This is a genomic window from Veillonella parvula (genome assembly GCF_018378075.1).
Taxonomy (GTDB): Bacteria; Bacillota; Negativicutes; order Veillonellales; family Veillonellaceae; genus Veillonella; species Veillonella parvula_K.
Map to the genome: position 1 here is coordinate 476,974 of NZ_JAGZYE010000001.1, position 22,848 is coordinate 499,821.

18 protein-coding genes are annotated in these 22,848 nt (G+C 39.3%); 2 read left to right on the forward strand and 16 right to left on the reverse strand.

Features of this window, described 5'->3' with window-relative positions:
• Positions 1-100: 100 nt before the first annotated feature.
• Positions 101-289, forward strand: a complete 189-nt coding sequence (gene rpmB, locus KH286_RS02275; RefSeq protein WP_008601135.1) for a 50S ribosomal protein L28 — start codon at positions 101-103, stop codon at positions 287-289.
• A gap of 85 nt (positions 290-374) precedes the next feature.
• On the opposite strand, the gene KH286_RS02280 is transcribed toward rpmB, so the two are convergent.
• The 8 genes from KH286_RS02280 to tyrS all read right to left on the reverse strand — a co-directional run bounded on the left by KH286_RS02280 (position 375) and on the right by tyrS (position 8,227).
• Positions 375-1,364 carry a deoxyguanosinetriphosphate triphosphohydrolase gene (locus KH286_RS02280; RefSeq protein WP_105086751.1) on the reverse strand — a complete coding sequence of 330 codons (990 nt, stop codon included), beginning with the start codon at positions 1,362-1,364 and terminating at the stop codon, positions 375-377.
• Entirely contained in the window at positions 1,361-2,182 is an 822-nt protein-coding gene (locus KH286_RS02285) for a pyruvate, water dikinase regulatory protein (protein WP_105086752.1), read from the reverse strand. Before KH286_RS02285 ends, KH286_RS02280 begins: the two co-directional genes overlap by 4 nt.
• A gap of 10 nt (positions 2,183-2,192) precedes the next feature.
• Positions 2,193-2,822 (reverse strand): helix-turn-helix transcriptional regulator, encoded by a 630-nt coding sequence (locus KH286_RS02290; protein ID WP_233189877.1) that lies wholly within the window; start codon positions 2,820-2,822, stop codon positions 2,193-2,195.
• A 98-nt stretch (positions 2,823-2,920) separates the two neighbouring features.
• On the reverse strand, positions 2,921-5,302 hold the full coding sequence (gene ppsA / locus KH286_RS02295; RefSeq protein ID WP_105086754.1) for a phosphoenolpyruvate synthase: 2,382 nt from the start codon (positions 5,300-5,302) through the stop codon (positions 2,921-2,923).
• A 175-nt stretch (positions 5,303-5,477) separates the two neighbouring features.
• Positions 5,478-5,924 carry a hypothetical protein gene (locus tag KH286_RS02300; protein WP_278617553.1) on the reverse strand — a complete coding sequence of 149 codons (447 nt, stop codon included), beginning with the start codon at positions 5,922-5,924 and terminating at the stop codon, positions 5,478-5,480.
• A gap of 3 nt (positions 5,925-5,927) precedes the next feature.
• On the reverse strand, positions 5,928-6,170 hold the full coding sequence (locus KH286_RS02305; protein WP_278617554.1) for a Zn-dependent protease with chaperone function: 243 nt from the start codon (positions 6,168-6,170) through the stop codon (positions 5,928-5,930).
• Positions 6,167-6,784 carry an NUDIX hydrolase gene (locus KH286_RS02310; protein ID WP_105086756.1) on the reverse strand — a complete coding sequence of 206 codons (618 nt, stop codon included), beginning with the start codon at positions 6,782-6,784 and terminating at the stop codon, positions 6,167-6,169. Before KH286_RS02310 ends, KH286_RS02305 begins: the two co-directional genes overlap by 4 nt.
• Positions 6,785-7,018: 234 nt before the next feature.
• Positions 7,019-8,227, reverse strand: a complete 1,209-nt coding sequence (tyrS, locus tag KH286_RS02315; RefSeq protein ID WP_105086757.1) for a tyrosine--tRNA ligase — start codon at positions 8,225-8,227, stop codon at positions 7,019-7,021.
• A gap of 160 nt (positions 8,228-8,387) precedes the next feature.
• Here tyrS and KH286_RS02320 point away from each other — a divergent pair, with 160 nt between their 5' ends.
• Positions 8,388-10,478 carry a transglycosylase domain-containing protein gene (locus tag KH286_RS02320; RefSeq protein ID WP_278617555.1) on the forward strand — a complete coding sequence of 697 codons (2,091 nt, stop codon included), beginning with the start codon at positions 8,388-8,390 and terminating at the stop codon, positions 10,476-10,478.
• A 185-nt stretch (positions 10,479-10,663) separates the two neighbouring features.
• Here the strand turns inward: KH286_RS02320 and KH286_RS02325 are convergent, their stop codons facing one another.
• The 8 genes from KH286_RS02325 to KH286_RS02360 all read right to left on the reverse strand — a co-directional run bounded on the left by KH286_RS02325 (position 10,664) and on the right by KH286_RS02360 (position 22,792).
• Positions 10,664-13,042, reverse strand: coding sequence for an endonuclease MutS2 (locus tag KH286_RS02325; protein WP_278617556.1), 2,379 nt, complete (start codon positions 13,040-13,042; stop codon positions 10,664-10,666).
• A 13-nt stretch (positions 13,043-13,055) separates the two neighbouring features.
• Complete coding sequence (locus KH286_RS02330) at positions 13,056-15,479, reverse strand: DUF3656 domain-containing U32 family peptidase (protein WP_278617557.1); 2,424 nt, start codon at positions 15,477-15,479, stop codon at positions 13,056-13,058.
• A gap of 88 nt (positions 15,480-15,567) precedes the next feature.
• Positions 15,568-18,012: a phenylalanine--tRNA ligase subunit beta gene (gene pheT / locus KH286_RS02335; RefSeq protein ID WP_278617558.1), complete on the reverse strand. Its 2,445-nt coding sequence runs from the start codon at positions 18,010-18,012 to the stop codon at positions 15,568-15,570.
• Between the two features lie 9 nt (positions 18,013-18,021).
• Positions 18,022-19,044, reverse strand: a complete 1,023-nt coding sequence (gene pheS / locus KH286_RS02340; protein ID WP_008601159.1) for a phenylalanine--tRNA ligase subunit alpha — start codon at positions 19,042-19,044, stop codon at positions 18,022-18,024.
• A 36-nt stretch (positions 19,045-19,080) separates the two neighbouring features.
• Complete coding sequence (locus tag KH286_RS02345) at positions 19,081-19,545, reverse strand: PaaI family thioesterase (protein ID WP_004696117.1); 465 nt, start codon at positions 19,543-19,545, stop codon at positions 19,081-19,083.
• A gap of 225 nt (positions 19,546-19,770) precedes the next feature.
• Positions 19,771-20,982: an ABC transporter permease gene (locus KH286_RS02350; protein WP_021148250.1), complete on the reverse strand. Its 1,212-nt coding sequence runs from the start codon at positions 20,980-20,982 to the stop codon at positions 19,771-19,773.
• Positions 20,975-21,697: an ABC transporter ATP-binding protein gene (locus KH286_RS02355; RefSeq protein ID WP_278471667.1), complete on the reverse strand. Its 723-nt coding sequence runs from the start codon at positions 21,695-21,697 to the stop codon at positions 20,975-20,977. Before KH286_RS02355 ends, KH286_RS02350 begins: the two co-directional genes overlap by 8 nt.
• Before the next feature lie 12 nt (positions 21,698-21,709).
• The gene (locus tag KH286_RS02360) at positions 21,710-22,792 is read right to left on the reverse strand and encodes an efflux RND transporter periplasmic adaptor subunit (protein WP_004696124.1); all 1,083 of its coding nucleotides are present in this window, start codon (positions 22,790-22,792) and stop codon (positions 21,710-21,712) included.
• Between the last annotated feature and the right edge of the window lie 56 nt (positions 22,793-22,848).

Sequence of the window (22,848 nt, forward strand, 5' to 3'; positions counted from 1 at the left end):
ATAAAAAGAGCAATATATACGACAAAAATACTTGCTTTAAGCTATTCTTTATGATAATATACTTTTGTTATGTTATAGATTAAGCTTGGAGGTGGAAACTATGGCAAACCTTTGCGAAGTATGTGGTAAATCCACATCTAGCGGTATGAACGTGAGTCATTCTCACATTCGCACAAGAAAAACTTGGAAACCGAACATTCAAAGAGTACGGGCGGTTGTAGACGGTGCTACTAAAAAAGTAAACGTATGCACTCGTTGCCTTCGTTCTAATAAAGTTACACGCGCGTAAAATAAAAAGTACATGTACTCTTTGGGGTTCTAGAGCCCCAAAAAAAGCAGTTAGTTCATTTTGAACTAACTGCTTTTTTTGTTATTTATAATGTAATATTTGGAATATAATATTGCTTAAATAACTTAATAGCATATTGATCTGTTAAGCCTGCTACATAATCAACTACATCACGTGTAGAGTAAAACGCTTTACCTATTTCACAACCTTCCATATCATCAGGGTGTTCCATGAAGTGAGTAAATAGATTTTTTACCACATGGGATGCCTTTTTGCGATCCGGAATTAAAGCTGGTGCCAAATATACATGTTTAAACATAAATTGACGGAATAGATTCATCGTCATTTCCACATCAGCAGACATAGATATAGCTGGCTTATCCAAGGATTCGCGTACCATATCCTCTACCATTGCAGTAATCATACTGGATGGAGTCATACCAAAATGTTCGCGCACTTCAAAAGGCAACACCTCTGCCGTCAACATACCTGCTCGCTGTGCATCATCAAAATCATGGCACAAATACGCAATACGGTCTACAATACGAATAATTTGACCCTCTAAAGTTACAGGAATTGTAGCCCCTGTATGACCTACGATGCCATCTCGAACAACGGTGGTTAAATTGAGACCTTGATGATCACCATGTCTTTCTAATACTTCAACCATGCGCAAGCTTTGCTCATTATGATTAAAGTGCCCTACCATATCTCGCAATGCATATTCACCTACATGACCAAATGGTGTATGCCCCACATCATGGCCCATGGCAATAGCTTCCACAAGATCTTCATTTAAACGTAATGCACGAGCCACAGTACGACCGATTTGACCTACCTCAAGGGTATGAGTCATGCGTGTCCGATAATGGTCACCTGGCGCAATATATACCTGTGTCTTATGCTTTAACCGTCTAAAACATTTACTATGAATGATGCGATCCCGATCGCGTTGAAACGCAGTTCTAAGTGGATCAGGCTTTTCTGCTATATCACGGATTGCATCGCGGCTTTTAGCTGCATAGGGAGACAGAAGCAAAGCCTCCCTCTCCTCTATTTGTTCACGTATATTCATTTACCCTCCGACGCGCGATTTTTATCAATCAATTGCATAACAAGGGAAGCTGTTTCTTCAATAGATTTATTAGAAACATCTAACACTTGGCAGTGCAAACGACGCATAATAGCCTTAGCATAATCCAATTCAGATTGAATACGCTCAATAGATGCATAATTTGCTTCGTCTTCAAGACCGATAGCGCGTAAACGTTCACTACGAATATTATTTAATTTATATGGATCTATAATAAGGCCCACGATTTTTTTTGCCGGAATTTTGAATAATTCCTCTGGCAACGGTACCTCTGGAACTAGTGGCAAATTTGCGGCTTTAATCTTTTTGTACGCCAAGAACATGGACAATGGTGTCTTACTAGTTCTAGATACACCAATAATAACTATGTCGGCCTTTTCAAAACCAGATGGATTTTTACCATCGTCATATTTCACGGCAAACTCAATAGCTTCAACCTTTTTAAAATACTCTTGGTCGAGCTTATGAACCATACCTGCTGTCATGCGAGGTTTAGTAGTCGCGATAGTACCAACTGCATCGAGAACAGGGCCCATGATATCCACAGCCGGAATATTATATTCAGCCACCTTCTCATGTAAATACTTACGTAAAGACGCAGATACAATGGTATGGCAAATAACATGATTTCCACATTTTGCGTCGTCTATAACCTCATCAATTTGGCTTTCACTATCAATATAAGGAACACGGACAATTTCAATTTGCTCCTTATCATATTGACTCGCCGTAGCTCTCGCTACAGCCTCAGCAGTTTCCCCCAGGGAATCCGATATTGCATAAATAATTTTTTCTGCCATTCTATCAACCTCAGTGTGTGCTACATTCTAAAAATACTTTTGCTACCGTCGTTTTTGATACACGGCCCACAACCTTTAAACGCTTCTTGTTACCTATATCCTCACGAGCGACGACAGGTAAACAATCTACTTCATAATCTATCATTTTCTGTGCAGCCTCTACCAAAGTATCGGTAGGCTCCACCGCTATAACCTTGCTTACAGGGGTCATAATCATAGATATAGGCATGGTATGCGAATCTGTTTGTCCCATAGAGGCGCGTAGTAAATCTTTTCGAGATACCACACCTACTAGGTATGAACCATCACACACTAATATGGTACCTACATCCTCTGTAAATAATGTGACAATTGTATCATACAAACTCGTATCCCCATTGACCACAACTGCTTGAGATAATACATCACTTACCAGAAATGACTTTAATCGCTCAGCCGTTTGTGTTTCCTTTGAAAGTCCTACATAGTAATAGCCTACGTTTGGACGTGCATCTAACACACCTAACATGGTCAATACAGATAAATCTGAGCGCAACGCAGATCTTGTGACCTCTAAATGTTCAGCAATGGCACTACCTGTTACAGGACCTTCTTCGCGAACGATTTGAGCAATTTGTTCTTGTCGTTTCGACAGTTTCACACGGTAACCCCCTTTCATCTCTGTTTGTATTATATCCTAAGTTACCATTCAGAAAAAGAGGAGACCCACAGGCCTCCTCTTTCACTATAACTATATTATTACCAAATTAGTTCGTCAGATTCTTGACGACCACGACCAGTCATAGCATCGAGCATAATTCGTTGTTCGATTTGAGCCACCATTTTCTTAGTATTAACTACTGCATCTGGGTTAACAGAAATGGAGTCGATACCGCTCTTCACAAGGAATTCGCAAAGTTCAGGGTATACGCTTGGCGCTTGGCCACAGATAGATACAGTCTTACCATCTTTATGGGCCACCTCAATGAGGTGACGAATTGCTCTGCGAACCGCTAAATTACGTTCATCATAGATATGTTGAACTGTTTCGTTATCGCGGTCACAACCGAGTACAAGCATAGTCAAATCGTTAGAACCGATAGAATAACCATCTACGTATTTATTAAATTGATCAGCTAAGATGATATTGGATGGAATCTCAGCCATGAGCCATACTTTAAAGTCTTTGCTGCGTGCAAGACCTTCTTGAGCCATTAAGTTAGTTACTAATTCAGCTTCTTCCACAGTACGGCAGAATGGAATCATAACTTGTAGATTTTTAAAACCAAATTCGTTACGTACTTTTTTGATTGCTTCTAATTCTAATTTGAAAGCAGGTGTGTACTTAGGATCATAGTAGCGAGATGCGCCACGCCAGCCAAGTAATGCACTAGATTCATGTGGTTCATATTTATCGCCACCTTTAAGGTCACGGTATTCACTAGATTTGAAGTCGCTCAAACGAACTACTACTTGGCGAGGGGCTAATGCTTGGCATACTTTACGCATACCTTCCGCCAATGTATTTACAGCGAAGTCACTGCGCCCTGTTTCGATAAGGTGCAATGGATGTTCATGAATAAAGGTTGTCCAAATGAACTCTTCGCGCATGAGACCAATGCCATCACATGGTAGTACACCATATTTTTGAGCCAAATCAGGATCACCTAAGTTCATATAAATCTTAGTGCCTGTTACAGGTACATATTCAGCTGCTACCCCTGTAGAAACTTGAGCTTCAGGCTTTTTAACGATATCTTCTAATACGCCATCGTATACAATACCATTTGTAGCATCAACGGTAATCATTTGACCATCTTTAATAGAGGTAGTCGCTTCATGACTACGACTCTTAGTACCTACGATACAAGGAATACCAAGCTCACGGCTAACGATAGACGCATGACAAGTCATACCACCAGCGTCAGTAACAATTGCTTTTGCCTTTTTCATGGCTGGCACCCAATCAGGAGCTGTCATAGCTGTAACAAGGATTTCGCCTTCTTTGAACTCATCGATATCCTCGGGATTGATGATAACGTGAGCTTTACCTGCTGCATTACCAGGGGATGCTGGCAAACCTTTTACAATAATATCGCGATTACCTGCATCTAATGTGCTAGCTTTTTCGGACGTTTCTGATTTTTCTTTGCGGGACCAAACTGTTTCTGGACGAGCTTGCAAGATCCAAATCTTGTCATTGCGTTCATCTACGCCCCATTCCATATCCATATAGCAACCATAATGCTTTTCAATTGCTTTTGCATATTCTGCAAGTTCCAAAACTTGAGCATCTGTAATAACTTGTTGTTTTGCTTCGTCAGCTGGAACCACTTCTTCAACACAGTCACCATCGGCTTTACGAACAAGGCGGACATGTTTATCGTTAATCATACGGTCCGTAATTTCCATCTTTTCTTTATCCACACGAAAATTATCTGGTGTAACCGTACCTTGTACAACATATTCACCAAGACCCCAAGAGCCTTCAATAAGAATATTGTTATCATTGCCTGTTACAAGGTCAACAGTAAACATTACGCCAGCTGCTTTAGAGAATACCATCATTTGAACTGCAGCACTCAATGCTACTGTCATATGATCGAAGCCTTGTTTTACACGATAATATGTTGCACGATCTGTGAATGTAGATGCGTAGCATTCTTTTACTTTTTCGATAATTACGTCAGCACCGCGTACATTTAAATATGTATCTTGTTGGCCTGCGAAGCTTGCATCTGGCAAATCTTCTGCTGTTGCACTAGAACGAACAGCCACAAATGGATTTTCTTCGTTCACTTTTTTACCAAGTTCTTCATAAGCATGACGGATAGCATCTGCCAAGTCTTTTGGCATTTCTTCCTGACAAATCATGCGGCGAATCTTAGCACACACTTCGCGCAATAATGCAGAATTTTCTACATCATCTAAAGCATCAAGCTCAGCCCGGATTTTATCTTCCAAACCTGTAGCTTTCATAAACTCACGATAACCATGGGCAGTTGTTGCAAAGCCATAAGGTACAGGTACATTAGTGGAGGATGTCAATTCCCCTAAAGAAGAAGACTTGCCACCTACTAAATTAACATCTTCACGTTGTAATTCATCAAACCAAAGTACGTATGCTGTTTCGCGATTCATGTGAGAACCTCCTAGATTAATTAGTGCAACACATTAAACCTTTTACACATAAATAGTATACCTTAATTTAAAATCTGTCAATTTATATGAGGATTATTATACAAATAAAAATGATAAAAAACTAAAAGATGATTGCCTAATACTAGGCAATCATCTTTTAACATGTAGTTATTACTTAATTGTTATTTCTACCTGGCTGTAATAAAAATAGATACATTCCAAGTATCAAGAATTCAAAAATAGTATCATTGATAAAAAGACTTAAAAGTATTAAAGCTATAAAAATTGGATATACCCAAAATGGAAATCCTATATCATAGGCTCTTCTCATACCAGTCATAAAAAAGAATGTAAATCCATAAATGCCAAAAGAATAACCTAAGATTAAATATTTAATCCCTTCAGCAATATCTTTAGATTGTATTACATAACTACCAAAACTAATTAATAAAATACAACACATAAATGAAAATGCATTGCCGAAAAAATAGAATAAACGTCCTAATGGTACCTTTAGATCCAAATATTTAATATGTCTAGTCTTTCCATATATCATTAATAATATTGAAATGATAATACAAATAGGAATCATTGTATAACCAAACAACTGTATTATTTCCATCTGCTACACTCCAAATAATGTTTTCATTATAAACAATACTATTATAATTAATATATTTAACATAAGCTGCAATTCAGGCGAAAGATTATAATAAGTTAATAAAGAAAAACCACCACTAACAATAATTAAACTTATACTAGCTAGTATAAGTATAGATTTTTCTAAATGATTGTTTTCTCTATGTCTCTTATATAATACATACGCTACATATATAATCCATAACCATGGAAAAAATTCAGGTTTCATTTAACCACCCTATATATATCTAAAAAATTCTTCAATACTCGTCCAGTAAGCCCCCATATGGTGTATTGTTTATAGGGATAGAAATAGACGGAATAGTTTTGTCTAATTTTCCAGTCGATATTATATCCTTCTAATAGATGAAATGGAAAATCTTTTAACGGCTTAGTTCCAATGTCTAGGTGACCTACGGTCGGTTCCATATCTAATAGATATTGTAAGGGAACTGTAAATACCTCACCTACTTCATCAGAATTTGGTTTTAAATCACTTGTATGTAGGCGCACGACGACCGCATATAGTTTTACACCAATAGCAGATACTAAACAGTCTAAATTTCCTAGCAGTTCAATTTGATCTAAGTCTATACCAAGTTCCTCAGAGCATTCACGCATGGCTGCATGAGCACCACTTTTATCATTAGGTTCACAGTGCCCACCAGGGAAACTGATTTCACCGGGTTGACGTCGCAATGTATTACTACGCACGGTAAACACCACATGATCTTCTCCATCGATTTCTAATAGAGGCACGGCTACTGCAGCTGTAATAACATCAATATCTGTAAGAACAGAATGTTCTCGTTGTGATAAAAGGTTACTTAATTTCTTGTCCATAAATGGTCCTCACACAAGTTATAATCTATTTTATACAATATTTGTAAAAATCTTTTATGTATCAAATTTGTATTTTATTTTTATATTTATATTGTCTTTGTATATTCATTATACATTAACTTGTAAGTCAATTTCTTGCTTCACAAACAACAGGTTCAGTAGATAAATAATCTTATAAACAAAATAGACAGAAAAAACTGTGATGAGAAATCTAAACCTCATCACAGTTTTTTATTAGTTAAATTTAATTTTTACAAATTTACGTTTCCCAACTTGAACGATCATGCCATCTTCTAGCTTAAGGTTTTCTTCCGTGTATTTTTCACCGTTTACTTTGAAAGCACCTGCTTTAATGGATCGACGTGCTTCACCATTGGACGCGGTTAAACCAGCATCTGTGCAGAATTGTGGTACAAAGATTGGTTCTGTTGGTGCATCCATAGCGTACTCAGGAATATCTGTAGGCATGGCGCGTTGTTGGAACACCCGTTTAAATTCTTCTTCCGCTTCGAGAGCAGCTTCTTCACCATGGTACAAGCGAACAATGGTACGAGCCAATTGCATTTTAGCATCACGTGGATGTAACTCTCCGGATTCTAGACGTTTTGCCATGTCCTCTTGCTCTTCGATAGACATATCTGTAACGAGCATGAAATAACGCATCATCAATTCATCAGGAATGGACATCGCTTTACCATACATTTCTTTAGGTTCTTCATCAATACCGATATAATTGCCCAAAGATTTACTCATTTTTTGAATGCCGTCAAGTCCTTCAAGCAATGGCATTGTAATAACAACTTGTGGCTCTTGACCTTCTAACTCTTGTAAATGACGCCCCATCAACAGGTTGAAAGTTTGGTCTGTGCCACCAAATTCAACGTCTGCATGTAATGCAACAGAATCGTGACCTTGCATCAATGGGTACATAAACTCATGCACGCCAATAGGACGACCTTCTTTAAAGCGTTTGCTGAAATCATCGCGTTCCATCATACGGGCAACTGTATAGGAGCTAGCCAAACGAAGTACGTCAGCAAAGTTCATAGATTCTAACCATTCGCTATTGTCACGAACGATTGTTTTTTCTGGGTCTAATACCTTGAAGATTTGTGTTTTATAAGTTTCAGCATTTTTCAATACTTCTTCTTTTGTTAATGGTGGGCGAGTAACACTTTTACCAGTAGGATCACCAATACGAGCAGTAAAGCCACCGATGACGATCACTACTTGATGACCAAATTCTTGGAATAAACGCAGCTTGCGAAGAGGAACAGTATGTCCCAAATGAATATCTGGAGCCGTTGGATCCAAACCTAGTTTTACAACTAGTGGTTTATTTTCCTTAATGGATTTCTCTATTTTTTTTACAAGATCTTGTTCGTTAATTAAATCCGCTACACCATGTTTAATTTGGCGCACTTGTTCTTGAGCACTAATCATGATAATCCTCCTAGAAATACTATTGTTTAAGTATACCATTATCTAAAAACTTTCACAATTATATATAGTATTGGATTTAAACCATTTATGATATAATATTTATAACTGCGTAATAGAATTTACGTTATATTTACTAACAAAAGAAAAAAGAGGTGACTCTATGAGTAATAACTCAAATGCGAGAAGCAGCCGCCGTTCTAACGGTAGCGGCTCTACACCGAAGAAAACAAGTCCAAAGCGTCTATTTTGGATTTGTGCCCTTCTCCTTATACTCATCGTAGCCGGAGGTGGCTGTGGTTTTATCAGTGCCACACTGTCTAACCTACCAGATGTATCCAATGTACGTCCTTCTGCATCGTCTCAAATTTACGATGTGCACGGTAATCTCATCACAACGGTTCATTCCACAGAGAATCGATTACCTGTACCTTTAAAAGATGTACCAAAGGATTTACAAAATGCCTTTGTTGCTACTGAGGACTCTCGCTTCTACTCCCATCACGGTATCGACCCAGTTGGTATCTTACGTGCTGTATGGGTTAACCTTGTTCATAGTGGCGTATCTGAAGGTGGTTCTACTATCACTCAACAGTTAGCGCGTAATGCATTCTTGTCTCAAGACAGAACATTTAAACGTAAAATTTCTGAAGCATTACTAGCACTAAAAATTGAACAACACTACACTAAGGATGAAATCCTAGAAATGTACATGAACCAAATTTACTTTGGTCAAGGTGCATACGGTGTACAATCTGCAGCTCATGTGTACTTTGGTAAGGATGCTAGCCAATTAACGCTTGCTCAAGCAGCGCTCATTGCAGGCTTACCACAAAGTCCTAACTACTACTCTCCATTCAATGATTTGGAAGCTAGTAAAAAACGTCAAGCCGTTGTATTAGGCCAAATGGTTAAATACGGTTACATTACACAAGAGCAAGCTGATCAAGCACGTCAAGCAGATTTAGGCTTAGTGGCTAAACAAGAACAAACCCACGAAAAATCTAATGCGTCTTACTTCATCAATTACGTAATTGCTCAAGTTTCTGAGAAATATGGCGATGATGCAATCTATAAAGATGGTTTGAAAATCTATACAACTCTCGATATGGATGCTCAAAATGCTGCAGTTGCAGCGATGCAAAACTTACCAGACTTCTATACTGATAAAAATGGTTTGCACCAACCGCAAGGTGCTATCGTAGCAATGAACCCTCACAATGGTTACATCGTAGCCATGGTAGGCGGTCGCGGTGATGACGCTTTCAACCGTGCTACACAAGCAGAACGTCAACCAGGTTCCGCTATGAAACCTTTCGTTTACTTGGCGGCTATTCAGTCTGGTAAAACTCCTGGCTCTATCGTTGAAGACAGTCCTGTTAGCTTCGGTAGCTGGAGCCCTAAAAACTATGAAAATGACTACGTAGGTAGCATTACATACCGCTACGCATTACAACATTCTCGCAACGTAGCAGCAGTAAAAATTGCTGATGAAGTGGGTATGACTAAGGTTATTAAACTTGCTAAAGAAATGGGTATCTCTACTCTAACTGATCAAGATTACAACTTGTCTACAGCACTTGGTGGTTTAACACATGGTGTTACCCCTCTTGAAATGGTACAAGCTTATGGTGTACTCGCTAATGGCGGTATCAAAGTTCAACCTACGGCAATCCTTAAAATTGTAGATCGCAACGGTCAAGTTGTGGAGGAACACTCCATCCAAGAAAAACGCGTTGTAGACGAAAAAGATGCAGCAATCATTACAAATATGCTAGAATCCGTTATAAATGGCGGTACTGGTGGTAATGCCGCAATCGGTCGTCCTGCAGCAGGTAAAACTGGTACAACAGATGATTCCAAGGATGCTTGGTTCGTTGGTTACACGCCTGATTTAGTAGCTGCCGTTTGGATTGGTGATGACTATGGCTCGGAAACATTACGAGGCATCACCGGTGGTGACACACCTGCTATTATGTGGGGCCAATTCATGGCAAATGCTCTTGCCAATACCCCTGCATCTGACTTCTCCGTTCCTGCTAGCGCTCAATCAGCTGTTTCTGAAGGTTATTATAATCCTGTAAAAGCACAGCCTAAAAAAGAAGCTGCTAAGGACGAAAAAGCAGACAAAAAAGACGATAAAGACAAGTCAAAAGATGAAGCTGTAAAAGATGACAGTGGCTCAAAAGATGATGCAACTGAACAAAAATCTAATTCATCCAAAAGTAAAAAGTCTAGTAAAAAAGATCGTTAATCTCATACGCTAAAGGAGCGGAACATGTGTTCCGCTCCTTTCTTTTACGTAAAAAAAGATAGTAAGTTCAAAGAACTTACTACCTTTTCTATTTCTATATATGTATATAGCTATACCCCATAACCAATTTGATATACGATAATAATTTACTGTATTATATATAACTATATCACTATTGTGTAGCTTTATTTCAGAACTACATTGGTAGCTCCTGCACCACCTTCGTCATAGCCTGCCGTTTCAAAATGAGCTACATGCGGTAAGGTACGCAAATATTGATGTACACCTTCACGTAATGCGCCAGTCCCCTTACCGTGAATAATGCGCACTTGATTAACACCACCAAGTAAAGCTTGGTCAATAAATCTACCAACAGAAACTGTCGCTTCATCTACCGTTTGTCCAAGAATATTGATTTCAGTACGAACCTCTTTTTGGCGTTGTACGGCAGAGCCACCCATACGCTTTCTAGTCTTAGGCATAGCTGCTTTTTGTTCCCGTTCAAGCTTATTTCCTTCTTCACGTGTAGTAGATTGTAATTCGCTAACCTTTACAGTAGCTGTTAGTCCATTAATATCTACATTTACACGATTGCCATTGATAGCTAATACGGTACCTAATGAGCGCAAAGATGTAACATATACTGCTTGGCCTACCTTAATAGCATCTGCAGTCAAAGATTTACGATCATCATCTACTGGAGATTCTGGTATATGTACATTAGAGATACCCTTACGTGCAGCATTAATAGCAGATTGACGCTTATCCTTATTCGTTTCAGAGAATTGTGCTTTCAATTGCTTGATAATCGCTTCCCCTTCGACGCGTAAACTACGTTTCATAGATTCTGCATCTGCTTGAGTCTTGGCTAAGATTTGTTTACGTTTTTCATTAAACTGTTTCTTTTCCTTCTCTAATTGGCCGCGCATGCGACGTGTTTCGTCCAGCTCTTTCTTTAACGCTCTTTCACGTTCAGAGGCTTTACGAAGTTGTTCATTCAAATCTGAAAGAACCTCTTCCATTTCATGACTACCAAATTGAGATTTATACTCTGCTGCGCGCGTCACAATATCCTTTGGTAAGCCTAAGCGTGCAGCAATGCTCAATGCATGGCTACTACCGGCTACGCCGATATGGAGTCGATACGTTGGTTTTAATGTGCGCTCATCAAACTCTACATGACCATTTTCAATACCTTCCGTATGGTATGCATAATTTTTAAGCTCATTATAATGGGTACTTACCATCATGAGAGCGCCTTTTTTACGGAAGAACTCAAGGATGGATACAGCAAGTGCACTACCTTCTTCTGGGTCTGTACCAGAACCTAACTCATCCAGTAAGACTAAGTCATTAGGACCACAATGTTTAATGATAGAAATAACTTGTGTCATATGAGCAGAGAACGTACTAAGGCTGGCCTCAATACTTTGCTCGTCCCCAATGTCGGCAAAGATATTATGGAATATTGGCAACATAGAGCCGTGATCAGCAGGTATAAATAAACCACATTGGTTCATTAAACTCAATAGCCCCAATGTTTTAAGGGATACTGTTTTACCACCTGTATTAGAACCAGTGATTAATAAAATACGGTACGATGTGCCCAATTGAATGTTTGTAGGCACTACTACATTTGGTGGAATTAATGGATGACGAGCTCTCATGAGATTAACTGTTCTATCAGTACTCAAGATGGCCGGTACACCCTTATAAGAAATAGCAAGGCTCGCCTTACCATATACAAATTCGATGTGTGATACCTTTTCACAGGCATCCATCAAATCATTACTATGTTGTTTTACAAGGGCTGATAATTCACGGTAAATACGCAATACCTCTTGCTCTTCACCAATCAAAGCCTCTTGTAATTCATTATTTAGATTCACCAAGCGCATCGGTTCAATATAGAGTGTTTGACCCGTTGCAGAACGGTCGTGAATAAGACCATCAAAATATTGGCGATATTCCTGTTTTACAGGGATTACGTAGCGATTGTTACGCTGTGTAATGATCGTTTCTTGGAAATACTTCTGATTATCCTTGTCGTGCAAGATAGCTTGAATATCATTTTTAATCTTTTCACGTGTTTTAATAATCGTGTTTCTAAGACTCGCCAATTTAGGAGATGCTGTATCAAGCAATTCCCCTTTTTCATCAAAGACGCGTTTAAAACTGTTTTCAATGCGGTCTGTATTCGGCATATCCTGTACCCATAGGGATAGCAATGGATATTCCATATATTTTGTTCTAAAGAACTTTGTCATCCGCTTATAAGCACCAATGGTCAAGTAAATATCCCACAATGCTTCACGAGTAAGAACAAAGTCTTTACGACTCTTTTTACATGATTCACGAATATCTCGCGTACCACCTAACGGTTGTTTTACCTCAGTTTGCAAAGAACGCATGGCTTCTGCTGTTTCATCAAGGTTCTCTTGAATAGCTTTAGCATCCGTCATTGGTTCAATATGCATAGCCAATTCTTTAGCAATGGTAGAACTACAATGTTGTTGTAATTGTTCTTTTATATGGTGAAAGTCTAATACATCTTCGTTAAACAATGTACTACCTCTTTTATAAAATACCTCTAAAATAGTGGCCCCTTGTAATAGGCGTATCATCCTTACCTACGCTCTTAGGAGGAGCCTCTTTTGTTCCATTTTGAATAGATACATAATCTGCTACAATGTTACGCAATCGATGTGGATCCATATGACGCCCATCGATGCGCAAGATATGTAGACCTTTACGATGTAACTCGGGCACGTAAGCACGCATATCCATTTCATGACTATTCATGATGTGCATGCGGCAATAAGGATCGGTACGCAATGGGAACACTTCCCCTTTACGGTCCTTCAATGCATAGTCCTCTGTTACACATGGCATAGGACAGTTTTCCTTTTTGCCAGTGCCCACAAAACTAGCGATGGCACAATACTCAGAAATCATCATTTCTGTATAACCGTGTACCATTACCTCTAATGGCAAATGAGCAGATTTTTGTAAGTTCACTAGTTGTGCCAAGGTCAACTCTAAGGATGGAGCTATACTACTCATATTAAAATCTTGCCATACTTGTAGTGCAGAGCCATTGAATATGTTAAGACCTGTATCAGCTTCAATAGCACCTGAATACCCTAACTCACGAAGCCATAATAGAGCTTGTGGCATATGAATAGAAATGCTATCTGGTTTAGACTCAACTATGGCCTTAAGCGTATTCATGTACGCGTCTACCTCATCATCTTTAACGACGCGAGGCGTAGCAAATACACAAAGCACATTATGCTCTTTACAAAGTTTGGCTACCTGCTCGTAGATGCTAATTTCATAAGGCTTACGTTGCAAACGGTCACCACCAAAGATAATCTTCTTAGCACCACCTTCGATTGCTGCTTTTACACCATCGAGTTCATCAACGCGAGCACTCACCATAGGCTCTGTGTATTGAACCTTACTTTTAGCTACTAACGATGACATATTTCGGGGTTCTACAGCACGTTCTGCCCAAGCTGCTTCATGGTCTGTAATCAACAAGTTTTCTAGCGCCTCTACAGCATCGCGACGCAATGCATTTAAAACACTAGCGGGCCACATGTACGGTCCATCAGGAATAGACATAGAGCCTAGTGTAAATAATGTATTCCCTAATCTACCTACTTGATCTCTAACCTTCTCTAATGTAGTCGGTTTATTGTTAGCATAAACAGGTTCAAACTCGTTAGATATAGTCACAGTACGACCATCATTCAATACAAAGGTTAGTTCTGTATAAGGTATTTCTCGTTCAGTATTAATAGATAGATAACCATGTACCTCTAATTTAGCGGTAAAGTCTTGTAGTCCCCGTTGCTTTTGAGCTTTAGGGCCTGATGCAAGGAATACTTGCCCCGCAGCAAAGCCTTCATCCGGTTTACCTACAATATGCTTTTCATCCACTAGAGACCAGTTCTGATCGATTTGATAGTACGTAATACTACCAGAACTTTGCATGACCTTTAAGAGTGATCCTTTTTCAATTGGTTCTGTTAGGAATAAATGAACTTGACCCTTTTTGACCTCTGCTTTGCCAATCAATTTCCCTTGATTATTTGGGGCCACCACGGTCATCATTGATTTTCCTACATGGTCTGTTAAATAATCCGTAGAAAATCCACGATTAAATCCAGAAGCTAATGCATCGGCATCAGTAGAATCTATATGAGCCGTATCTAAAATATGACGATAGGTTCCAATAACTTGACGCACGTAGGAAACCTTTTTCATACGCCCTTCTACCTTAAAGGACGTAACACCGGTCGCCACAAGTTCATTCATATATTCACTATAGTTAAGATCCTTTGGACTTAATAGATAGGCTTCGTGTTTTGGCAACAAGCTAGTACCTGAAGAATCCAATAGCTCATAAGGCAACCGACAAGGCTGTGCACAAGCACCACGGTTACCACTGCGACCACCGATGAAGGAACTCATTAAGCATTGACCAGAATAACATACGCACAACGCACCGTGTACAAAGACTTCGATTTCAGCTGTACAGTTCTTGCAAATATGTTCAATTTCAGCGAGGCTCAATTCACGAGCTAAAACGACACGTGTAAAACCGAGACTTTCATAAAAACGAACCGCATCGAGCGTAGCTGCAGTCATTTGTGTACTGCCATGTAAGTGTAATTTAGGAGCCACTCGCTGCGCCAATTTAGCCACTGCTAAATCTTGAACGATGATAGCATCCACGCCGATGCGCTCTAAGTCCTTTAAATATGCCTCAAGAGCAGATAATTCGGAGTCACCTATGAGGATATTTACCGTTACATATACAGACACATCTAGAATATGGGCCAAGCGAATAGCCTCGGTTAATTCCTCAATTCCAAAGTTTGCTGCATGAGCTCGGGCATTAAAACCTTTGCCACCAAGATAAATGGCATCAGCCCCGGATTCTAAAGCGGCTATAAAGTTTTCCATCGTACCGGCAGGAGCCAATAATTCCATGGACAGTCCTTTCTACCTAACTAAAGGCATAACTATAGTACTAAAAGGGTTTACCATACGGTAAACCCTTTCAATATACTACTTAAAATTAACGTAATCTGCAGTTAATTTCTGCTAATGCATCAATAATAGCTTGAATATTACCGTCAATATCCTCATCATTCAACGTACCTTCCATAGAGCGGAATTGTAAGTTGTATGCGAGACTGCGGTAACCAGCTTCGATATGTTCACCTTCATAAACATCAAAGATAGATGCACTTTCTAAATATTCTCCACCATGTTCTTTAATTATAGATAAAATTTCACCACTAGATACGGACACAGGTGCAACGATAGCAAGGTCACGGCTAGTGCCTGGGAATTTACTGAAGGATGTATAACGGAACGGTGGAATCGTTAAGGATAATACGGCTTCCAAATCGATTTCAAACATATATACTTTGCCAGGTAAGTCAAAGTTTTTGCTCACTTGTGGATGTAATTCACCATATTGAGCAATCATTTTACCATCAACTACGTATTGAGCACTCACACCTGGGTGAAAGTATGGCTCAGTGCCACGATTAATTTCATAGCTTGTAACGCCTACTTCAGCTAACAACGCATCTACAATACCTTTTACATCATAGAAATCTGTAGTGCGTTCTGCTTGATTCCAACCAGCTTGGTTTGCTTTCCCCATCAAAATACCACAAGCCATAGGGCGTTCATGAGGTACTTCTGTTAAAGGTAAATCTTTTGGTTCATACACATTAGCCGTTTCAAATAACCAAAGATCCTTATTTTGTTGTGCAATATTGCGTTTTGCTGCTTCGATAACAGCCGGCACCAATGTAGTACGCATATAAGGGAATTCTTCGGAAATAGGGTTCAAGATTGGAATGGCTGTATAACGGCTATCCCCTTCAGGAAGCATCATATTGGAAAGACCATCTTTATGCATGAAGCTAAATGTAATGATTTGAGTCATACCCAATTTAGCCAATGCATGAGTTACCTCTTTAGTAAGAGCTTTCTTAGGTGTCATACCACCAGAGGATAATACGGCTACCGGAATTGTAGGCGCAATATTATCGTAGTTGTAAATACGAGCTACTTCTTCAGCGATATCAGGCATCACTGTTACGTCACCACGCCATGTTGGAACGAGGGCAGACAACTTGTCGCCGTCTTCGGTTACAACGAACTCAAGGGCTGTCAAAATACGAACCATTTCGTCTTTTTCAATGTTTGTACCCAAGTAATCATTGATTTGTGCTGCTGTGAAAGTAACTGTATGTTGTTCTACAGGATTTTTATATACATCAATTACGCCTACACCAACTTTACAAGTAGGGCAAATTTGTTGCAATAATTGCGCCGCTCTGTCGATAGCATAGGCGGTGTATTTATGATTTACACCACGTTCAAAACGGCCAGATGCTTCAGAGCGCATGCCAAGAGCTTTAGCAGTGCGTCGAATAGATGGACCATTAAATACAGCAGCTTCAAACATAACTGTGGTCGTTTCGTTTGTCACTTCACTATCAAAGCCACCCATGATACCTGCTACACCTACTGGACGTTCAGCATCAGCAATAATAAGCATGGAGTCATTCAATTCGCGTTCAGAACCATCAAGTGTAACAAGCACTTCACCATTTTTAGCACGTCTCGCCACTAATTTATGACCTTTTACATGATCATAATCATAGGCATGCATAGGTTGACCAAGTTCTAACATAACATAATTTGTTACGTCTACTACATTATTAATAGGACGAATGCCGCTATTACGTAAACGGTTTTGCATCCACAATGGAGATGGCTCAACCTTAACATCAGTTACTACACGAGCTGTAAAACGCGTACAAAGATCATCAGCTTCGATAGATACAGATGCTTTGCCTTCAATGGATTCGCCATTCTCGTTAACCATAATAACAGGGAATAAAGCTTTTTGATTTGTCATGACTCCAAATTCACGGGACAAACCAACCATTGAGAAGCAATCAGCTCTGTTAGCGGTGAGTTCAAATTCATATACTGTATCATTTAAGCCTAAAACATCTTTTACATCAAGACCAATTGGTGTTCCTTCAGGGAAAATGTAAATTCCTTGAGCTTCTTCTGGCAATACTAAGTCGCTAGAGATACCAAATTCTGCAACGGAACAGAACATGCCTTCAGAAACAACGCCACGCAATTTACCTTTTTTAATTTCTGTACCATCAGCTAAGCGAGATTTATGGTATGCTACAGGCACGATTTGGCCTACAGCAACATTTGTAGCAGCCGTTACGATTTGTTTTGTAACAGGTTCACCTTCTTCTGTAAGGCATTCAACTTGGCATACTTGTAATTTATCTGCATCTGGATGTTTTGTAATCTCCACGATTTTGCCAGTATAAATTTTCTTAATGCCATTATCCATAGCAATGACATCTTCTACAGGAATACCAGCTTGTGTTAATTCATCGGCCAATTCTTGTGCAGGACGATTCATATCCACAGGCACGTATTCGTTCATCCACTGTAAGCTTGCTTTCATGAGTTCCTCCTAAAATTGTTCCAAGAATCGTACATCATCTTCAAAGAATAGACGTAAATCATTAATGCCATATAAAAGCATAGCAATACGTTCTACGCCCATGCCAAAGGCGAAGCCTTTAACCTTTTCAGGATCGTACCCATTAATACGCAATACATCGGGATGAACCATACCGCAGCCCAAAATTTCAAGCCAGCCTGTATGAGAACATACGCGGCAACCTTCACCACCACACATTACACAAGAAATATCTACCTCTGCAGATGGTTCTGTGAATGGGAAGAAGCTTGTACGGAAACGTACCTTTGTGTCATCACCATACATGTGACGTAAGAAGGACTCTAATGTGCCTTTTAAGTCAGCAAATGTAATATGCTCATCGATGATGAGGCCTTCTACTTGATGGAATACAGGGGAATGAGTCGCATCATAGTCCCAACGGTAAACCTTACCAGGTGCAATCATGCGGATTGGACTATTAGGTTCATGACGTTGCATTGTACGAGCTTGTACTGGAGATGTATGCGTGCGCAATAAGAAGTTTTCTGTAATATAGAAGGAATCTTGCATATCACGTGCAGGATGATCTTTAGGCAAGTTTAAGCATTCAAAGTTGTAGTAATCTTGCTCTACTTCTGGACCTTCTTCAACGGTATACCCCATTTTCATGAAGAAGTCTTCAATCATTTCATTAACCTTTGTTAATGGATGGATATGACCAGCTTTTTGTGCACGGCCAGGCAATGTAATATCGATGCGCTCTTTTTCTAAACGAGCATTTAACTCTGCAGTTTCCATACGAGCTTTAACTGTATCAATTTCAGCCTCTAACGCTTCACGAACAGCATTAACGAGGGCGCCAGCCTTCGGACGTTCTTCTGGAGATAATTTACCAAGACCTTTTAGTAAAGCCGTTACCTCGCCTTTTTTACCTAAATATTTAACACGTATATCTTGCAACGCTTGTTGATCAGCAGCGTCTTTGATGGCATCAAGGGCTTCTGCCTTAATACGTTGTAATTCTTGTTCCATTCAAGCATCCTCCTATTTGTAAAAGTCTAACTTATATTATACCAAATCAGGGTTGTCTTCTTCAATAAAACGCCATGGTAAATCAGGTAATGGCTTCTCTTCTAGTACAAAAAATGTACCCCGTGCCAAGTGAACAAGTTCACCTAATTCATTATAAATACGAGCGGTAGCAACCATAGTAGTTTTACCATTGTGCTCTACATTGGCTACACCACGCAATACAGCACCGCCTTTAACAGCTTTCACATAGTTACCATTAAGATCAATGGTGCTAACAGATTTTCCCAATGTAAAACAAGCAGTCCCCATCACACTATCTGCTAAGCCAATACATACGGCACCATGCAAATCCCCTCTAAAATTGCAGTAATCTGTTTCATTTGTTTGCAATGTCATTTCCGCATGACCTGGTTCCACTGCTGTAATCTCAGAATCTTTCACCCAAGAAAATGGGTTTTGATCTCGTAATTCGTTGAAATATTCTAACAATGTTGTAGCCATAAGGTTCTCCATTCTATATACATACCCATAGATTAACTAATCTAAATACTAAGTCTATTACATTACCTGTATGAAAATCTTTATAGTTATATGTCAAAATTCAATACAAACATATAAAAATGGTGCGTTACATCATACATATTGTATCATGCAACGCACCATATGCGAATAACTCTATCTAATTATATGGTATGTTCTTAAGAAAACACATTTATAAATTCAAAACTATTCATAATGCAATGCATCGATTGGATTGAGCTTAGCCGCTTTACGGGCTGGGTATATACCAAAAATCAAACCAATAGCCATGGAAAAGGCAAAGGACATTATGATTGTTGGAACAGATACAATTGTACTCATTCCAGATACCATTCCGATTACTTTTGAGGCTCCTATACCGAAAGCAATACCAATAAAGCCCCCCATCAAACTTATTACAACAGCTTCTATTAAGAATTGTGTAACAATTACGCTATACGTAGCCCCCAAAGCTTTACGCACGCCAATTTCTCGAGTCCGTTCCGTTACAGATACAAGCATGATGTTCATAATACCAATACCACCTACAACGAGTGAAATCGCAGCTACAGCCCCTAGGAATAACGTAAATGTTCCCGTCGTCTGAGCCACTGTTTCCATAATAGATTTCATATTTTGAATATTAAAATCATCCAAATTTGTATCTTTTATATTATGACGAACACGCAACAAATTCTCTATATCTGCCTGCAAACGGTCAATGCCCCCATCATCCTTAGCCACAACATACACCCTGCGAAGATAGTCAATGCCCTCTACGCGCTCCATTGATGTTGTATATGGAATTAACACCGTATCGTCTTGGTCATTACCCATGGTTCCGTTCCCTTTACTTTTGAGAACACCAATGACACGGAATGGAATATTTTTAACACGGATTTCCTTGCCTACAGGATCTTCATCAGCAAACAAATTTTTTACTACCGTTTGTCCCACAACCGCTACACGTTCTCGGTTCTGAACATTTTTATCGGAGAAAAATCGACCAGATGTCATAGTCCAATTATTTACGTCCTGAAAGTTAGAATTAACCCCCGCAACAGATGTAGTCCAGTTTTTATTTTGATAAATCACCACATAAGAGCCATTTGTCATAGGACTGGCGGCTTTTACACCTTCTAACTTAGCAATAGCTTCATAGTCAGATATTTTCAACGATTTCATGGACCCCTGCGAAGATCTAGCACCTGGCGTCCGCGGCGCCCCTGGCAGAACTACCAACAAGTTAGAGCCTAAGCTAGAAATAGAATTCTCAATATCTTGCTTCACCCCATTACCGATAGATACCAAGGCAATAACAGCTGCTACACCGATAATGATACCTAACATGGTCAAGAGGGAGCGCAATTTATTAGCAATCAAGGAAGCCCATGCCATTAGAAAACTTTCTTTATACATTAGGCACCTCCTTTATAGGAGTCATATTAGAATTGATCGAATCCTCTACGATTATCCCATCTTTCAAGACTACATTACGACTCGCGTACGTAGCAATATCCGGTTCATGTGTAACTAGAAGAATCGTACGGCCTTCATTATGAAGGCCTCGAAAGATGTTCATAACATCGATGGTTGACTTAGAGTCAAGATTCCCTGTCGGTTCATCAGCCATGATAATAGCAGGATTATTTGCCAATGCACGAGCAATCGCCACACGTTGACGTTGCCCACCAGACAACTCGGATGGCAAATGGTCCATACGCTCGCCCAAGCCGACAGACTGTAATAATTGAGTGGCCCGTTCAATGCGCATCTTTTTATTTACACCGGCATAAATCATAGGAAGCGCTACATTTTCTAGGGCTGTCAATTTTGTCAACAAATTAAAGCTTTGAAATACAAAACCGATCTGTTTATTACGCACATACGCAAGCTCATCATCAGATAAGGTAGCAACCTCGTTTCCATTGAGTCGATAAGAACCAGTTGTAGGTCGGTCCAAACATCCAAGAATATTCATAAAGGTTGATTTACCTGAGCCAGATGGTCCCATAATGGATACAAATTCACCCTTATTGACAACTAAATCAATGCCATGTAGAACAGGTACTGATAATTTGCCATTCACATAGGTTTTTGTAATTCCTTGTATGTCAATTACTGTTTGGTTCATAAGCACCTACCCTTAGAATGGTCCAGCTACATTATTTTTTGGTGCATTCACATCACCGCTTACGATAATTTCATCACCTTCAGATAAACCTTTTAAGATTTGAACATTAGTATCCCCAGTTACACCTGTAGAGACAGCGGTTCGTACTGGTTGACCATCTTTTATAACATATACATACTCACCTTGTTTGTCCGTACGTACAGCAGTAAGAGGAACTACCAATGTATTTTTAATATCTTCACCAAAGATTGTGGCACGAGCCGTCATAGTTGGTAAGAAATTACCTGCAATATTTTCAGGAATTTGAACCTTAACAGTATAGTACACAACGCTACTACTTGTTGTTCCCATATTACCTTTTGTACCTTTTGCAATTTCAGAAACGTAACCGGTGAAAGTTTCACCTGGCTTAGAATCTACAGTAAACTCTACCTTTGCACCTTGTTTGATATTGCCAATATCGGTTTCGTCTACAGTAAGATAAATCTCTAAATTTTTTAAATCTGCAATGGTAGCAATGATCATTTGTGTGGAAATACCAGTACTAATAGTTTGACCGGCTTTTAGCGGTGTACCAACAACAGTCCCAGACATTGGAGCTGTAATAGTAGCATCACTTAAATCTGCGGCAGCACGTTCATAAGTAGATTTAGCACGTTCATAAGATGTTACAGAATCATCATATGTTTGTTGTGCAATAGCATCTTGAGCCGCCAAGGATTTATAACGATTCATATCAAGTTCTGCTTTGGCTAACGCTGCACGAGCATCATCAACAGATGCTTGTAATTGACGTGTATCAATATAAGCGATAACTTGACCGGCCGTAACTTGATCATTCTCTTTAACTAAAACTTTTTCAAGTTTACCAGCAACATTTGTAGAAACATCTACATAATTTACAGGGTTAATAGTACCTGTGGCACTGATACTAGTTTTTACATCACCCTTTTCAACCTTGCCAGTAGTATATAACGTTTGTGCTTGATTTGCATTTAGACTATCCATGTAGTAATATGTGCCGCCACCAAGAACACAAAGAACAACAGCACCTGTTACTATACGTTTACGATGCTTTTGTAAGAACTCTTTCATTATGATCTCCTTTTTTTAAGATGAAGATATATTAAAAAGACATTTATTCTATATCA

What these genes read in the sequence shown, in the direction of transcription:
- KH286_RS02320 (WP_278617555.1), top strand. Translation starts at nt 8,388, where the DNA reads ATGAGTAATAACTCAAATGCGAGAAGCAGCCGCCGTTCTAACGGTAGC.
- KH286_RS02280 (WP_105086751.1), bottom strand. Translation starts at nt 1,364, where the DNA reads ATGAATATACGTGAACAAATAGAGGAGAGGGAGGCTTTGCTTCTGTCT.
- KH286_RS02350 (WP_021148250.1), bottom strand. Translation starts at nt 20,982, where the DNA reads ATGTATAAAGAAAGTTTTCTAATGGCATGGGCTTCCTTGATTGCTAAT.
- ppsA (WP_105086754.1), bottom strand. Translation starts at nt 5,302, where the DNA reads ATGAATCGCGAAACAGCATACGTACTTTGGTTTGATGAATTACAACGT.
- KH286_RS02300 (WP_278617553.1), bottom strand. Translation starts at nt 5,924, where the DNA reads ATGGAAATAATACAGTTGTTTGGTTATACAATGATTCCTATTTGTATT.
- pheT (WP_278617558.1), bottom strand. Translation starts at nt 18,012, where the DNA reads ATGAAAGCAAGCTTACAGTGGATGAACGAATACGTGCCTGTGGATATG.
- pheS (WP_008601159.1), bottom strand. Translation starts at nt 19,044, where the DNA reads ATGGAACAAGAATTACAACGTATTAAGGCAGAAGCCCTTGATGCCATC.
- rpmB (WP_008601135.1), top strand. Translation starts at nt 101, where the DNA reads ATGGCAAACCTTTGCGAAGTATGTGGTAAATCCACATCTAGCGGTATG.
- KH286_RS02310 (WP_105086756.1), bottom strand. Translation starts at nt 6,784, where the DNA reads ATGGACAAGAAATTAAGTAACCTTTTATCACAACGAGAACATTCTGTT.
- KH286_RS02345 (WP_004696117.1), bottom strand. Translation starts at nt 19,545, where the DNA reads ATGGCTACAACATTGTTAGAATATTTCAACGAATTACGAGATCAAAAC.
- KH286_RS02355 (WP_278471667.1), bottom strand. Translation starts at nt 21,697, where the DNA reads ATGAACCAAACAGTAATTGACATACAAGGAATTACAAAAACCTATGTG.
- KH286_RS02360 (WP_004696124.1), bottom strand. Translation starts at nt 22,792, where the DNA reads ATGAAAGAGTTCTTACAAAAGCATCGTAAACGTATAGTAACAGGTGCT.
- tyrS (WP_105086757.1), bottom strand. Translation starts at nt 8,227, where the DNA reads ATGATTAGTGCTCAAGAACAAGTGCGCCAAATTAAACATGGTGTAGCG.
- KH286_RS02305 (WP_278617554.1), bottom strand. Translation starts at nt 6,170, where the DNA reads ATGAAACCTGAATTTTTTCCATGGTTATGGATTATATATGTAGCGTAT.
- KH286_RS02330 (WP_278617557.1), bottom strand. Translation starts at nt 15,479, where the DNA reads ATGGAATTATTGGCTCCTGCCGGTACGATGGAAAACTTTATAGCCGCT.
- KH286_RS02285 (WP_105086752.1), bottom strand. Translation starts at nt 2,182, where the DNA reads ATGGCAGAAAAAATTATTTATGCAATATCGGATTCCCTGGGGGAAACT.